The organism is Segatella copri, assembly GCF_949820605.1.
Taxonomy (GTDB): Bacteria; Bacteroidota; Bacteroidia; order Bacteroidales; family Bacteroidaceae; genus Prevotella.
Genome location: NZ_CATKVU010000006.1, coordinates 3,306,614 through 3,321,430, shown reverse-complemented (window position 1 = coordinate 3,321,430; position 14,817 = coordinate 3,306,614). Strand labels below are relative to the sequence as shown.

General features: G+C 47.3%; 13 protein-coding genes. 2 read left to right on the top strand and 11 right to left on the bottom strand.

The window, feature by feature from the left end; all coding sequences use genetic code 11:
* The 6 genes from RCO84_RS14785 to RCO84_RS14760 form a co-directional block, all read right to left on the bottom strand.
* A partial coding sequence (locus RCO84_RS14785) for an N-6 DNA methylase (protein WP_317585488.1) occupies window positions 1-4,751 on the bottom strand: 4,751 nt, incomplete at its 3' end.
* Complete coding sequence (locus RCO84_RS14780) at window positions 4,738-5,187, bottom strand: DUF1896 domain-containing protein (RefSeq protein ID WP_233905992.1); 450 nt, start codon at window positions 5,185-5,187, stop codon at window positions 4,738-4,740. The genes RCO84_RS14780 and RCO84_RS14785, both read right to left, overlap by 14 nt.
* A gap of 179 nt (window positions 5,188-5,366) precedes the next feature.
* A complete protein-coding gene (locus RCO84_RS14775) occupies window positions 5,367-7,523 on the bottom strand; it encodes a type IA DNA topoisomerase (RefSeq protein ID WP_233905991.1) in 2,157 nt (718 codons plus the stop codon).
* A 98-nt stretch (window positions 7,524-7,621) separates the two neighbouring features.
* Entirely contained in the window at window positions 7,622-9,280 is a 1,659-nt protein-coding gene (locus RCO84_RS14770) for a DUF4099 domain-containing protein (protein ID WP_262302262.1), read from the bottom strand.
* 31 nt (window positions 9,281-9,311) lie between these two features.
* Window positions 9,312-9,665, bottom strand: a complete 354-nt coding sequence (locus RCO84_RS14765; protein WP_373690145.1) for a helix-turn-helix domain-containing protein — start codon at window positions 9,663-9,665, stop codon at window positions 9,312-9,314.
* A gap of 2 nt (window positions 9,666-9,667) precedes the next feature.
* Window positions 9,668-9,967: a helix-turn-helix domain-containing protein gene (locus RCO84_RS14760; protein ID WP_262302261.1), complete on the bottom strand. Its 300-nt coding sequence runs from the start codon at window positions 9,965-9,967 to the stop codon at window positions 9,668-9,670.
* A gap of 241 nt (window positions 9,968-10,208) precedes the next feature.
* Between RCO84_RS14760 and RCO84_RS14755 the strand changes: the two genes are divergently transcribed.
* Together RCO84_RS14755 and RCO84_RS14750 are read left to right on the top strand one after the other, a co-directional pair.
* On the top strand, window positions 10,209-10,496 hold the full coding sequence (locus tag RCO84_RS14755) for a helix-turn-helix domain-containing protein (protein WP_071122342.1): 288 nt from the start codon (window positions 10,209-10,211) through the stop codon (window positions 10,494-10,496).
* Window positions 10,497-10,589: 93 nt separating this feature from the next.
* Window positions 10,590-10,904, top strand: coding sequence for a helix-turn-helix domain-containing protein (locus tag RCO84_RS14750; protein ID WP_217758001.1), 315 nt, complete (start codon window positions 10,590-10,592; stop codon window positions 10,902-10,904).
* Window positions 10,905-11,027: 123 nt separating this feature from the next.
* On the opposite strand, the gene RCO84_RS14745 is transcribed toward RCO84_RS14750, so the two are convergent.
* From RCO84_RS14745 to RCO84_RS14725, 5 genes are all read right to left on the bottom strand, one after another.
* Window positions 11,028-11,423, bottom strand: a complete 396-nt coding sequence (locus RCO84_RS14745) for a hypothetical protein (RefSeq protein ID WP_233339746.1) — start codon at window positions 11,421-11,423, stop codon at window positions 11,028-11,030.
* Window positions 11,420-12,691, bottom strand: a complete 1,272-nt coding sequence (locus tag RCO84_RS14740) for a site-specific integrase (RefSeq protein ID WP_004312236.1) — start codon at window positions 12,689-12,691, stop codon at window positions 11,420-11,422. Before RCO84_RS14740 ends, RCO84_RS14745 begins: the two co-directional genes overlap by 4 nt.
* Window positions 12,692-13,126: 435 nt before the next feature.
* Window positions 13,127-13,579, bottom strand: coding sequence for a DUF6078 family protein (locus tag RCO84_RS14735; RefSeq protein WP_287820056.1), 453 nt, complete (start codon window positions 13,577-13,579; stop codon window positions 13,127-13,129).
* A gap of 428 nt (window positions 13,580-14,007) precedes the next feature.
* Complete coding sequence (locus RCO84_RS14730; protein ID WP_317585487.1) at window positions 14,008-14,262, bottom strand: hypothetical protein; 255 nt, start codon at window positions 14,260-14,262, stop codon at window positions 14,008-14,010.
* An 83-nt stretch (window positions 14,263-14,345) separates the two neighbouring features.
* Window positions 14,346-14,816 carry a glycoside hydrolase family 66 protein gene (locus tag RCO84_RS14725; RefSeq protein WP_317585486.1) on the bottom strand — a complete coding sequence of 157 codons (471 nt, stop codon included), beginning with the start codon at window positions 14,814-14,816 and terminating at the stop codon, window positions 14,346-14,348.
* Between the last annotated feature and the right edge of the window lies 1 nt (window position 14,817).

The window sequence follows — 14,817 nt, the reverse complement described above, 5'->3', positions numbered from 1 at the left end:
CACGGTGTGTCCAAATGATGAATAGCAACACACCTTTTTTGTGCATTTACGCCTGTACCTAACATAGATGTGGAGCCGAACAATACTCGTACCGAACCCTCGTTCATGGCTGCTATCACCGCCTTTCTTGCCCTCTCGTTCTTGCACTCCTGAATGAAGCGGATTTCAGATGAAGGTATTCCATAATCCTCTATCAGCTTACGCTTGATTTCAGAATACACGTTGAATTCCCCAGGTCTGTATGTGCCAAGATCTGAGAATACGAACTGTGTGCCCTTGTAATTGTCATAGCGTTTGTAATAGTCCGCTATCATCTTGGCACAATGGCTTGCCTTGTTGTCGGGATGATCCTCACAAGTCGGGTCTATCATGCGCATGTCGAGAGCCATCTTTCGGGCATAGTCCGTGGCTATGAGCATCTTTGCCTTTTCCTCTGTTTCCGACAATGGCAGTCTGCCGAGGATGGTGGCATCACCCGTCTTGGCAAACTCCATCAGCTTTTGGATGAAGTCCTCCTGCTCGGGTGTCGGTGGTATGTTATGAAGAATCTCGTTCTTCTGTGGTCTGTCCACACCAACCGCCTCCGCCGTGCGATAGTCGGTTATCTCGTTGTAGAAAGCAGCAAGCTCCGGTACCTTGATGAAGTATCTGAAACGTTCCTTCTGTACGATGTTGTTGGTGACGTTAAACTCGAAGTCGGTAGTTTTCTTGGCGAAGATTGCCGCCCACGCATCGAAACAGCGGATGTCCTGACGCTCCAGTTCCTTGGGGCGCAGGTACTTGAAAAGCAGATACAACTCAGTCAGTGAGTTACTGATGGTTGTTCCCGACAGGAATGTCGCTCCCAGATCTCTGCCTGTCCGCTCCTGTATGGTACGGATAGCAAAGAGCATGTTGAGTGCCTTCTGGCTTCCCTCGCTGTTGCCAAGTCCTGCCACACGGTCGTGTCTGGTGTTGAACATGAGGTTCTTGAACTGGTGGCTCTCGTCCACAAACAAGTGGTCGATGCCCATCATGCGGAAATCCACCACATCATCGGTGCGCTGCTCGATGCTGTAGGCTATCTTCTGCAACTTTGCCTCCAGATTCTGCTTTCGCTTTTCCAGTCCTTTGAGCATTCCCCGTGACACGTCTTTGCCCTGCGTGCGTATCACTTCCAAGTTTTCCTCCACGGTATCAAGCTCCGCCTGCAATATCTGCCGCTGGAGTTCTGGCGATTGCGGTATCTTCCCGAACTGGTCATGCGACATGATTACACAGTCATAGTCGTTGTTCTTGATGTTGTTGAAGAAGCTGACACGGTTCTTGGTGGAAAAATCCTTCTCCGAGGCATAGAGTATCCTCGCATGGGGATAAGCCGTCTGATAGGTGACGGCAATCTCCGCGACATTGGCTTTCAGCCCGATAATCATCGGCTTGTGAGCTATACCGAGACGTTTCATCTCATGCGCAGCCATGCACATGATGAGGGTCTTGCCTGTACCTACGGCGTGGTCACATATCCCGCCGCCGTTCTGCAAAAGCATCCATACACAGTCCTTCTGACTTGGGTACACACTCTTGACACCATACTTTCCGCCAAGGGCTTTCAGATCCAAGCCGGGGAAGGTCTGGTGAGAACCGTCATACTTCGGACGCACGAAGCAGTTGAACTTCCGGTTGTACATTGTGGTCAAGCGTTCCTTAAAGGAGTCAGACTGCTCCTCCAGCCATTCAGAGAACCCGTTGCGGATTTCGTCAATCTTGGCATTGGCAAGCTGTATGCCCTCGCTGTCACGCACCTTGATGTCGTTGCCGTGTTCATCCTCACCGATGCTCTTCATCATGTCGGGACAAGTGTTGTGCAGGGCATGTTTCAGAAGACTCATGCCGTCATAGTTGCGGTAATATCCCTTCACCATATACTCATCCGTGATGGCCATGGTCTTCATACTGCATTTTGCCGAATATTCGTCCATGCTGTCAGAATAGACGATGCTGACCTGTGTATTGAAGAGGTGGCTCATGTAAGCGGAATACACACCTGTAGGTATCCAACGCTCACCGAAGTTGAAGTCCAGGTCCTCAAAGGCTATCGGTTCGGGAATGCTTGCCTTCAAGGCTTCCAACGACTCCCTCACGATTGCATGGTCGGGATTTTCCTTCAGCCATTCTTCTATACGCTCCGCTTTCTCTATGACATTGCCAGCAATGAAGCGGTCGGCTATCTCGTAGCCGTCTATGAGCGGATTGTAATAGATGCGCCCTTTAAGCGCTTCCGTCAGTTCCTGTTCCGGCATATCCGATAATTCTGTCATATACGGCAAGTCGATACGGCCGAACTTGTTGAGCGAGGCGGTGAGCGCTTCCTCTGGAGAATCCACATGACTGACCTCGTCAAGCGAAAAAGAGACCGGGTGGTCGAAGATGTCAGATTTTGTGAACTGTCCGTTTTCTACCCGTTCCAACGACAGCATGTCGCGCCCTGAGGCATCCATAAGGATGAACTTCACGTTCTGCTTGGCATTGAGGTTGCCGAAGCGAATGAAGAAAGCATCATAATAGACATTCAGACTCTCACGCATCTGCTTGTTTTCCGTCTGTTCTTCCGCTTCATAGGTGTAAAGTTTCTGATAGGCATCACGGAGGGCGATATACAAGACTGCCTTTTCTTTCTGCTCCATATTCAGATCCAACGGCATGAAGGTAGCACCATACTTGGTAAGGTCTTTCAATACACCGATGTTTTTGGCAGAGTCGAGCACCATAGAACCCTCACGATGAAAACTTTCCAGTTTCTCATCAAATGGACGGGGCTTCATAGCATCCTCTTTCTTCTTTGCCTGCTCTTCCCGCTTTCTTTCTTGCTCTTTTTGTTGTTCTCGCTCATGATTTGTTTCTTCCAATGTGCTCTGAGTCTTGGAATCTTCTTTTGCCTCATTCCCTTTCGACTGCCCATGCCCGATTTGAACTTTGAGAACTTCTATCGGTTCCATCGGCGGCTTGAACTTCGGATCAAGCGTATCTTCAACGCCCAAAGCCTTGAGCTGTTCCTGACGGTGCAGTTCCGCCTTTTGGCGCAGCAGCACCCTGTCTTCGGGAGCCATGGTCATCATCATCTCGTAAAAGCCGTTGATTGGCGGATTCTCTTCCCAAGAGATGCTTGCGTATGGCTCATCCCCAGGCAGGATTGGTTTTGTCTCCTGTGCTGTTTCCTGATCTTTTGCATCTGTCAACGAAGGCTTTTCTTCTTTTTCCACAGGCTTTGTCACAACTTCAAAAGTCGGATTGACGCTTTTTACCAACGGACTTGCTTTCTTCCTTGACACTTTCTTGGCGACAGCTCCCACTGTTACCTCTGCTTTCTTCTTTGTAGCATGGACAGTCAGACGTTTTTCTTCTTCCATTCCCCAAAGGTCAAACAGAGTCATTTGGACTGGTGGCTGCTGATGATTAGACTTTTGGGATAGCTCAGCATCATCAGTAGGCTTTTCCTGCTTTTGCAAGGATACTACCGTATCGTTCTGCTTTTCCTCAATGGACGGCTTCATCTTCTCTGTTTTTTCTATCTTTTCTGTTCCTTCAACCTCCTTAACTTCCTCAGCCTTTGTTTCCTCTATCCCCAAGTATCGGTTCAAATTGAGGTTCTTCTTAAAGTCTTCATGGAGCATCCTTCGCAAATCCTCTGCAATGCCTTCCACACCATCCTCATGCGTGTATATCATTGCAGGTTTGCCGAACGGGTCGGTGTCCAACTTTGCCGTTGTATGGATAATGCGTTCCGGATGCTCCAGAAAGTAGTTGCTTGTCGGAATGCGGTTCTCGTCATTATAGACGGTATCAAGCAGGTTGTCGTCTCCTCGCAGCGACTCCTTTTGGCTGTTTTTCTGGAGGATGATGAGGTCACTGCCCACTTCCGTATTGGCATTTTCCGTGAACAGGTTGTTGGGAAGACGAATCGCTGACACGAGATCTGCATGATAGAGCATCATAAAACGCGCGGCACTGTTGTTTTTGGCATTCAATACGCCTTGTGAGGTGATGAAGGCAACCAACCCGCCGTCCCTTACCGTATCAAGAGCCTTGACAAAGAAGTAGTTGTGTATGCGTCTGGTGACAAGAGCCCTCATGCCTTTCATGGCTGTATAGGACGGATCAAACACGGCAACATCGCCAAAGGGAATATTTGAGATGGCGAGGTCGAAGTAGTCATTGAAAGGCTTTTCTATCTTCTCGAATCCCTCTATGCGCACTTTCTGCTCCGGGTGCAGATGGCGGAGTATCTTTCCCGTAAGCAGGTCTTTTTCAAATGCCATAATGTCTGCCTTGGGATTGTTATCCAAGACGGAATCGACAAAAGCTCCGATGCCTGCCGAGGGTTCAAGCACCTTTTCGGGGATGATCTGATGCTCTTTCAACACATCCACCAAAGCCTCTGTAATGGCTGACGGCGTGTAGAATGCCGTGAGGACAGACTGTTTCAGACTGTCCATCAACTGTTTGTACTCGCTTTCATTCTTGCTGTTTTCACGGATAAGTCTATGCAGCTCCACTGTTAGAGCAAACAATTCAAGGTCTGACTTTGCCCAATGGACGGCATCCGCCAGTTCCCTGGCAGGGTTCAGGATGCACTTCAATCCCCCGAATCCGCAGTAACGCTCCAGAAGGAGACGCTCACGGGCAGTCGGCGTGCGCTGTTCCCTGTCAAGGATGAATGCCGTCTCTATCGCCTTGATGTTGTCGTTCAGACGTTGTTTTCTATTGTATGCCATTTGACTCTATGAAAAGGGCAACGGCTCCCGTCAACTCTGTATAGAGCTGGTCATAGTCCGGTGACTGGGCAAAATTGTCATCGGTGAGGTCGTAAATGGAATACACGTTGTCAACCAAAGGCAGGAGGTTCTTGACAAACGCTTCCTGGTCTTCTACTGCTACCTCCAGGGGAAACTCACTGTCAACAACATCATACAGGATGCTGTACTTGGAAATATGGAGACCTTTCAGTAATGCTGACATGGCAAGCTCTTGTGCCGCATCGGCAAAGAGGGCATCACGCCGTGCCTGCTCATATACTTCTGCGGCATGGTCTGCACGTTCGCGGATAAAGTCCGCATCGCTGGCTTGTGGAAAACGGTTTTCTCTGAGGTGGTTCAAGAGGTACAGTCCGTAATAGGACAGTTCTGTCTGTGCCTGTTTCTTTCTGTTCATTTGTCTGTTGAATGGATTAAGTGGTGAATAATAAACCGTGGATGGCGGTTGATGTTTGTTGAAAGCAAGAAAAAGGCACTCGGTATCCCTCCGAGTGCCGCCACTTAATCCACAGTAAATAAAAGCATCCTGAATCAAGACACCATTTATGAACCATGTTTCGGTGGCAAAGGTACAAACTATTTCTTGTATCTCTTCACATTTCCTCGCTTTTCTGCTGTTTTGTGCTCTGCAAAGACGAATTTCGTGTTGAAATTCTCGTCAAAGGCAATGGCTGCGGAGAACGATTTGCCTTGCTTGCTGGTGAAACCATTGAGCGTTCTGGTCTTGCCCTTGGTGAGCAAGTCGGTGATGTCGGCATCAGTGAGCAACTTTCCTGCTACCTGCTTGAACACTGGCATACCGCACTCCTTGTTGCTGCATCTTACTACCTTTCCGAAGAACTGCATGGTACCTTGCTTGCATTTAGGACACTGGCAGCCGGAATCCTTGTGGCTGAAAAGTCTGTCACAACCTAACAATTCCGCAGTGATTTCACGGGTATAACCTTCGATACTATGGGTGAACCCGTCTGCACTTGCTTCACCTCGTTCAATCTTGGCAAGTTCCGCCTCCCATTTGCCCGTCATCTCCACATTGGCAATCGCCATGTTCTTCACCACGGAATGCAGGGCGAGTCCTTTTTCCGTCGGCACAAGTTTCTTCTGCTGGCGCACCATATACTCTCGTTTGAGCAGGGTTTCGATGATGGCGGCACGTGTGGCAGGTGTGCCAATACCGCTGTCCTTCATTGCCTGGCGCATCGTATCATCTTCTATCTCTTTGCCTGCGGTCTCCATTGCTGCAAGCAATGTGGATTCCGTATGCAAAGGCTTCGGTTTGGTCTTGCCCTCCGTAATGGTGCAGCCAGAAAGAGTGATATGCTGTCCTTCTTGCCAGTTGGGAATGACTTGCTCCTTGAACTCATTGTCTGTTGCGCCTGCATCCTTGTCCTGCCTTTTGTTCTTTTCCTTGAGCGACAACGCTCGCCAGCCAGTCTGTCGGATGATGGAGCCACTGATGCCAAATTCGACGTCATGATCCACTTGCGCCGATACTGATGTGATGTCCTTGATGCAGTCTGCTGAGAACGCTTCAATCATCCGGCACAATATCATGTCATAAACGATCTTCTCGTCCTTGAAAAGACCAATGGCTGCATTTTCTGTGATGAGCAGGGCATGGTGATCGGTCACCTTGGCGGCATTCACGCTGTTCTTGCTGTAGTCCTCACTGCCAGGCAAGAGTTTCACTTTTTCTCCATATTCCGAATGATTCTCCAGATTCTTGAAGAGTTTGGGAAGGGTGGCAAATACATCATCCGAGATATAGCGGCTTGATGTTCTTGGATAGGTGATGAACTTTGCCTCGTAGAGTTTCTGGGCGATGGAGAGTGTATGCTCTGCCGTGAAGCCATGCTGGGAGTTGGCTTCTTTCTGCAAGGTGGTGAGGTCGTAAAGGAGCGGTGCCTTCTCCACCTTTCGCTTGGTTGCGATCTTTGTGATGATGACAGAACCTGTTTCTTTCACCTTATTATATATATCGGTTGCGGTAGCTTTGTCTGTCCATCGGTTGGCAGATGTGAACTTCAGTATATTGCCACTGTCTGCATCAACCACACCGAAGTGTACCTGCCAGAACGGTTTCGACTCGAAACGCTTGTGTTCCCAATAGCGTTCGCACACCATGCCAAGGGTCGGAGTCTGCACACGACCTACGGAATAGGTGCCACGTCCTGCGGCTATCGTCAGGGCCTGCGTGCCGTTGATGCCGACGAGCCAGTCTGCCTCACTTCGTGCCTTCGCTGCATGATAGAGATTGTCATACTCCTTGCCATCCTTGAGGTTCAGAAGTCCCTCACGGATGGCGGTGTCCGTAAGCGAACTGATCCAGAGACGGTCGAAAGGTTTCCTGCAACCAAGATACGCATAGAGGTATCGGAAAATCAACTCTCCCTCACGTCCGGCATCGGTTGCTACAATAATGCGCTCACTGCTGTCAAACAGCTTGCCGATAATTTTTATCTGGGCAAGCACACCTGCATCTGGTTTGTAGCCGTTCTCTGTCTTGACTTGTCGGGGAACAAGAACGAACGGGTCGGGAATCACAGGCAGATTCTCCGCATGGAATCCCTTCATGCCGTAGGTTTCCGGCATGGCTGGCTGCACTAAATGTCCGAATGCCCATGTCACATAATAGCCATTGCCCTGCATATAGCCTTCCTCACGCTTGTCAGCTCCTACAATGTGGGCGATTTCCTTGGCTACACTTGGTTTCTCTGCGATGATTGTCTTCATTGTCTGTTGTTTTTGTGACATCCGCAACCGTGGGATAGACGGTCGCAGATGTCGGTTGTTATGATGGATGATTAACTCTGTGGATCAAGTGGCGGCAACTACATCTTCACGCTTCTTGCCTTTCTCTTTGGCTTCTGTTCCTCGGCGCTCTGTTCCTTCTGCTGCTTTTCGTTCTTTGGCGCAGACTGTCCCGGACTCAGCGGCTCCTTGGTGTGCTTGGTTGCCTCATGGGTCTTGCCCTGCTCGTTGACGGCGACTTGTACCTTGTTCTCGTTGGTAGGAATCTGTTCCTTTGCCTGTTTGATGTCTGGATTGTTGCGGTAGGAACGTGGCTGCATCTTGTCGAAATCGAACTTCACGTAGGCGGTATAGGTACCGCTGCCGTTCTTGTTCGGCACTTCCTTGATCTCGATGGTCTTGCCTGCCACATAGTCGTCCTTCTGCTGCTCGGTCAGTTCCTTCTTGAAATAGGTGTTGAGTCGGCGGATGGTTCCATCCTCATTGAGCCAGTGGTTGGGATCTTGCTGCTTCTTCTGACCACCCACATCACCTTCTGCCTTCTGCTCCTGCTTGTCAGCGGTTTGCTTCTTGTCTCCATTCTGTTTCTGACCTTGCGCCTGTCTTGTGCTGCCAGGCACGAACTCCACGCCACGCTGTTCCACATTCACCTGCAGCAGCGGTGTAAACTTGCGCCCGTTGGCAAGCTCAATCTCCTTACGAAGCGGAATACCTGAGTAGAGCACTCTCTTGTCGTCCTTGGTAATAGGTGTCTTGCCGATGGTATCGGGTATGCGCACCTTGTTGGTAGGGATGTCCACAATCTCATTGGTGAGACGGTCGATACTGATGAAATGAGGACGCAGTTCACCTGTGTTCTTGTCGGGGAAATCCACTACCTTTCCGAGGTTACCGTTCTGCAACAGGTTCTTCTTGTCCTCTGGAGTGAAGGTATAGCCTTTGTAAGCGACATCGAGTTTTGGCTCGTTGCGCACGAAATGCGGCACGAGTTGCAACTGGTCGTTATCGTCCTTACGGAATGACAGACGGGCCTGTATCTCTATCTGTTCACCGCCGAAGGTCGGCTTCACAATCACAAGCCCCGTCTTGCCGTAGTTGAGCAGGGCTTTCATATCCTTCTCATTCATACTGTTGAAGTCTATGCCATATTTGGCACCAAGTTCCTGCAGGTTCACATCGTTACCACTAATGAGGTTCTGCTTTACACCCGGAGCGGTCTGTGCCTGCTGTTCGGTTGCGGTCTGTTCTGGTTTCTGTTCCATGTCGTTCTCTTTTTCGTTGGTTTGTTCAGATGATACATTCTCTTTTTCGGTGTTAGCTTGCGTCTTGGACGCATCGTCCGATGATGCGGTTTCTTTCGCCTGACCTTCCGATTGCTTTGCCTCTTTCTCATAATTGGAGGTGTCAACCTTGTGGGCAGAAAGAATCTCCTTGTTAGCCTCCGGATCTTTCAGCAACTCCTTCATCACGCCAAGCAGGTTTTCCACCTGGTCTGCCGCTATGCGATAGAATCCGAATCGGCTTGGCTCCTTGCACTGGCGGAAGAAGTTTCTAAAGAAACTGTCCATCAAGTCACTGTTGCGGTCAAAACGCAGGAAGTCGGACGTGTTCTCCGCCTTGGCGGGTGCTCGCTTCGGTGTGCCGTCTCTGCTGAGTCCGGCGACGACGCTGATCTCGCCCGTCTTTTCGTCACGGACTACCAGCACGTCCTGTTCATCACTCTTTTTCTTTTGTCCCATAATTGTAAATGTTTAATGGTGAATACTTTTGTTATTTGAATTTTTGGTGAATGCGAGTCATATAATGCTCTACATTCTCCTGATTGAAATCCTTCACGTTGTTCTTGATAAATTGCTTCACGTCTTCCTCCGTGTAGTAGGTCTTCTGTCCCAGCCGCTTGTAGGGAAGCACTCCCAGACTGCGGTAGCGTTGCAGGGAACGGGGAGAAATTTGAAACAAAAGACAGAGATCCTGGTTGTCGAGCAATTTCTCGTTGATGCCAGAGCATCCCTTGTCCTCTCCGCTTCGCTCATGTCTCAACATCAGCATGTCATAGATGCCGTCAATCTTCTTGTGCAGGTCATGCAGATATAATTCCAATCGTCTCAATGTTCCATCTTCCATACTCATGTCTCCTTGGCAATGGTTCGTTCCTCAATCAATTTCTGTACAGCGTTGATGCTATATCTGCATTGTCCGCGCACCATGAAGTACTCGATGCTGTTGGTAGAGCGCAAGCGCTGCAGGGTTCGCTTGCTTATCCCAAGTATTCTTGCTGCATCACTGCTTGTCAGCACAAGTTCCATGCTTCTTCTTTTGGTATTTTCTCTCGCATTGGAATATATGAGAGCTACCAACTTTGCCACGTCGGCAATCTGTTCTGTCAGCATCTTAAAGGCTGGACTTTCCATTGTTATTACTTCCATTTTGATTCCGTTTTAAATGTTACAAACTTTGCTGTTTTGATTTCTCGGTGGCAAAATTAATCATTTGCGAAATACCCGTTTAACAACTCATTAATGACCCACGTATAATTTTCTTGATTTTTCTTGCCAAGCGGTCGGCAAACCCCAGAAAAGTACTGCCACAGTTATTCATTTTCATTGTTTTTCAACATACACACATTAACTTTGCACCCGAATTTGTTGAACCAATAAAACAGAGAATATGGAAGTAGTAACAATGGAAAAGAAGGCATTCGACTTGATGATGGCAAGATACGATGCCTTGGTAAAGAAAGTTGAGTTGCTGAAGCATAAGGCTAACGGCAAGCGTCTGAACAAATGGCTTACAGGTCATGAGGTCTGCCAGCAACTTCGCATCAGCCAGCGCACCTTACAAAAACTTCGTGACCGCCGTTTCTTGGGGCATACCCAGATAGGTCGCCAATTCTATTACTGTCCCGAAGAGGTCAAAGCCATCGTTCCGCTTATCGCCAGAATCAAATCGGTATAGCGTAAAGCCAAACTCGCCCAAGGCAAAGCCGAAAACTTCACCCTGGGCGAGCCAACACATTTTATATTCACCACTTAATCCAAATTGTAAACAATGAACATGAACCAACTTCTTACGCATGAGAGCAAGTCGATAGACACCGCCATGCAATCCTTGAAGAAAGCCAACAACTGGCTATCTTCATTCATCGAGTCCTACAGCCCACCTTTGAACGGGGAGCGATACCTCACCGACAAGGAACTCTCCGAGCATTTGAAGCTTAGTCGCCGCACCTTGCAGGAATATCGCAAGCAAGGCATTTTGCCCTACATTATATTATGTGGCAAAACCCTCTATCCGGAATCCGAGATACAAGCACTTCTCACTGGTAATTACCGCAAGCCGATAATCGACGGCACTGTTTCATAAGAGGAGGGTACTGCTTCATAATAGTGAAACAAAAATAGCGTACAGGGTACAACGACAAAAATCGTTTCCTCTGTACGCTATTATTTATAAAGGTGTAGGAATCTTATTAAAAGATGAGAGATTCTAACTTGCACCTCTTGGCATCGTTCCGTTCATCACAATAATCATCGGATACTCGTGTTTTACTTGCTCTGCATGGCAATCCTTGCGGTTTACAACCTTACTGATAAACCATTGTCTGAACAACAAGGCTTGGTATGTATCCATTTGAAGTGCTATGGCGATAATCACTTCCATATCATAGACATGCGCAGAATATCCATTTTCAAGTTTGATGTATTGAGAAAGCTGGAAATCTTTCAGCACACTTTGTTTCCAAATGCGCTTGATGGTATTCTTCACTGCTGTCCCTGTTACATTCAACAGTTCGGCAATCTCCCAAACTGTCATCCACACCTCACCATGATGTGGGGCGTAGATGACCATTTCTTCTTGTATTGTTATCACTTGTCGTTTCATACTCTGCCATTTATAGTGTTAGTATTATCGTTGCAAACATTTCCAAACGTGAATTCCTCAATGTTATTAATCTGCTGAGACAACTTTTCCACGTCTTTGCTCAATTTCTCCTTGGTAATCTTGGCATACACCTGGGTTGTCTTTATGTCCTTGTGACCAAGCATTGAACTCACGGTTTCTATTGGAACTCCGTTGGAGAGGCAAACCGAGGTTGCGAACGAATGACGGCTCATGTGCCAGGACAGCGGCTTGGTGATACCACATTTCTTGCCCAGTCTTTTGAGCGAATCCATACAACTTTGGTAGTTGGGTACTGGAAACACCCTGCCGTCTTCACACAATCCACGGTATTTTTCCATAATCTGCTTGGGATAATCAAGCAACTTGATGTTGGCTTCCGTTCCAGTCTTCTGTCGATGGATAACGATCCATTCACCTTCATCGAAAAATTCCTTGATGTTCTCTTCCTTCAAGTTGTACAGATCAATGAAAGCGAGACCTGTAAAACAACAGAACAGGAACAAGTCACGCACCATACTCATCTTCTTTCTTGTGATAGGTGTTTCCATCAACAGGTGAATCTCTTCTTTGCTCAGAAACTCTCTTGTCGTCTCTTCTTCCTTGTACTCATATCGTCTGAAAGGGTCTTTTACGAGCCATTCATTATCTATGGCACGGAATACCATTGCACGGAGATTGCGGACAAACACCATCGCAGAGTTTATCTTCAAGTGCTTGTCGGTTCTGAGAAAAGTCTCGTAGTCTGTGATAAAAGGCAGCGATAACTCTTTCAGAGCAATATCCTTCACATGGTAATGCGTCTGCAAGAACTCGCCCACATAGGCACACCCGATTCTATACTTCGTGTATGTACTCAAAGATTTCATGCCAGCCTTATATTGCTTTTCCATTTCATCACGGCTTTGAGAATAGACTTTCATCAGTGTATGGCAACGATACTCCAAGCCAAGAAAGGCGTTCTTCACCTTGTCGGCAGTGACGAAGTTGTCCCTGTCCATAATCTCCTGATAATGCTTGCTGATACTCACACGCATCTTGTCCAATTTACGGTTCACCTCCAAAGCCTGCATACTCTTACCTATCATGCGTCCGCCCTTGGTGTCCCACAAATCTGGATTGGCAGTTGTCTTGCAACTGAACTGCGCCTGTGTTCCGTCCACTGTGATACGTCCCATAACTGGAACAGTACCATCTTTCTTTACTACCTGTCTTTTGAGGTAGAAGATAATTGAAAATGTACTCTTCATAACGTCATTCTTTTTTGCGTTCAAAATTAATACCTGAAGAGTCTTTTCTTGCTACGCATTTCACGGCAGAACACGGCAAATTTGGTTCGTAACCAAAAAACTTACGTTGCTCATTAGTAACTCACTATAAATCAGAGCGTTCAAATTCAATTCGTAACCTTCCTCATTCTTCCGAACCTTAACATTCCCCATTTGGGGTATAGGTTACGGATAGGTAACGTTCCTCTGTCTCATCTTGTCGTATTCCCGTCTTCGTCTGTCCTCGCCACTTTTAACCAAAATGAGGAAAGTAACTGATAACCAGTAAACTTTCCTCATTCTTCTCTCAAACACTTTTTATATGCACTTTCAAGCGGAGAAACACTCTGTTTCGCCCTGTGAAACAAACCGACACGTCGCATTCCCGCTTTCGATACATCGGCAGGGGATTCTGCTTTATTCGTAAACGAATCCGATTTCTTCTGCATAATGATCATAGGCAGGTTCCCCATAACCATATTCAGCAAAGACCTTCTTCACCTGCTCCTGCATTTCCGGCGTAAGATGTTTCTCCCCCCGATGTACACGATAATAGGTAGTACGGTTGCCCAGAACATCCATGATGCGGTACTTGATGGTCTGCATTTCGACATGTTTTACCTGGTCGTAGAGATGGGAAAATCCCCATGCCGCCTTGAACTGGTGCACACGCATGAAATGGGAACAAGATGCATGGAGGTTAGCATCGGGATAAACAGCATTTCCGGCAGTAACATCATCGGGTTTGAACTTTGCCGAGATGAATCGGATGCATTCTGCTGCCCGAGGACAATCGGCATTGAAGCAGTACATCCAATGATAATCTACCAGACTTTTGATAAACGCAGGATCATTAAGATTTAATTCCATAAAAAATAAATTTTAAATTAAACATTAGGTTTCGCAGTGGTTAGTGCCATTGTGGAATCTGTGTTGTCAACTCTCCGCAAAGGAACACGGGGCATCTATGGCAAGATCGTCGGTCCCATGTAACTTGGTTGCTGCAAAGATACAAAATTTTAAAGCCAAATGCAAGCTTTGTCCCGAAAACTTTCACCCTTGTCCCGAATCACGTGCATAAAAAAACGATTTCAGCAAGAAGATAAGCAGAAAAACGTGAGGGATAAAGGCAATAAGTGATGGATAGCGTGATGGATTTTGTAAACATTTCGGCTATCCATCACGCTATACAGACGAGGCAAACACCTCATTATCAAACGATTAAATATTTAGAAAGAGAAAACGTGAGGGATGTGAGGGATAAAAAGAGAAAAAAACTTAAATAATTAGGGTTAAAATTATTCTACAACTACTACTTTCACAGCCTTACCACCTTGGCGCTTGATATAAAGTCCCTTGGCAGAAATGTTGTTGACACGCTTACCATCAAGAGTGAAGTACTCCACAGGAGCATTTGCCTCTGCCTCAACAGAAGAAATGTTTGATGGTACATTCTTCACGATAGAGATTGTCATATCGGCAGTATTCAACTTCACATCATACTTACCAGCCTCGTCAATCTTCCACTTATTGTCGGCATTACTTGAAAACAACCTTCTTACCTTTCTTCACATAAATACGCATCTGATCCAAGTCTATGGTGATGTCATAATATCCTGCTTCTTTTACCTTAAACTTATAATCTTCTTCTTTTCTTATTGATGTGGAAGCTACCATCATAGTTGTTGAAATCCGCCACAAAACCATAACGTGGGAAATGCTTCCAGTTGCTTGACACATCAACAGCTATTGTTCCCAACACGACCTCCGTCCCATTCGACTCGGCAAACAATTCCACGAGATAACCTTGGTAGTCGGTGGTAGGTGGAGTCCATGTCCATCGGTTGTTGCTCATGACATCCGACAACTTATGCGACTCCAACACCATAGCACCATGGCGGTAGCGCACATAGGCATTGCTTGGCAGACTGCCACTTGCACTGAACACCACAACCTGTCCTGGAGTATAACAAGCCTTGTCGGTTGTCATCTCCACCGACAGTTGTGAAGAGATGGTTGCAGCATGGCTCATCATCGCAAAGACGAATGGCAGAGCCAAAGAAAAGCCATACTTGCAACCCAAACGCAAGAGAAAAAACTTTCTCATC

What these genes read in the sequence shown, in the direction of transcription:
- RCO84_RS14770 (WP_262302262.1), bottom strand. Translation starts at nt 9,280, where the DNA reads ATGGGACAAAAGAAAAAGAGTGATGAACAGGACGTGCTGGTAGTCCGT.
- RCO84_RS14755 (WP_071122342.1), top strand. Translation starts at nt 10,209, where the DNA reads ATGGAAGTAGTAACAATGGAAAAGAAGGCATTCGACTTGATGATGGCA.
- RCO84_RS14735 (WP_287820056.1), bottom strand. Translation starts at nt 13,579, where the DNA reads ATGGAATTAAATCTTAATGATCCTGCGTTTATCAAAAGTCTGGTAGAT.
- RCO84_RS14760 (WP_262302261.1), bottom strand. Translation starts at nt 9,967, where the DNA reads ATGGAAGTAATAACAATGGAAAGTCCAGCCTTTAAGATGCTGACAGAA.
- RCO84_RS14780 (WP_233905992.1), bottom strand. Translation starts at nt 5,187, where the DNA reads ATGAACAGAAAGAAACAGGCACAGACAGAACTGTCCTATTACGGACTG.
- RCO84_RS14750 (WP_217758001.1), top strand. Translation starts at nt 10,590, where the DNA reads ATGAACATGAACCAACTTCTTACGCATGAGAGCAAGTCGATAGACACC.
- RCO84_RS14765 (WP_373690145.1), bottom strand. Translation starts at nt 9,665, where the DNA reads ATGGAAGATGGAACATTGAGACGATTGGAATTATATCTGCATGACCTG.
- RCO84_RS14775 (WP_233905991.1), bottom strand. Translation starts at nt 7,523, where the DNA reads ATGAAGACAATCATCGCAGAGAAACCAAGTGTAGCCAAGGAAATCGCC.
- RCO84_RS14745 (WP_233339746.1), bottom strand. Translation starts at nt 11,423, where the DNA reads ATGAAACGACAAGTGATAACAATACAAGAAGAAATGGTCATCTACGCC.
- RCO84_RS14740 (WP_004312236.1), bottom strand. Translation starts at nt 12,691, where the DNA reads ATGAAGAGTACATTTTCAATTATCTTCTACCTCAAAAGACAGGTAGTA.
- RCO84_RS14725 (WP_317585486.1), bottom strand. Translation starts at nt 14,816, where the DNA reads ATGAGAAAGTTTTTTCTCTTGCGTTTGGGTTGCAAGTATGGCTTTTCT.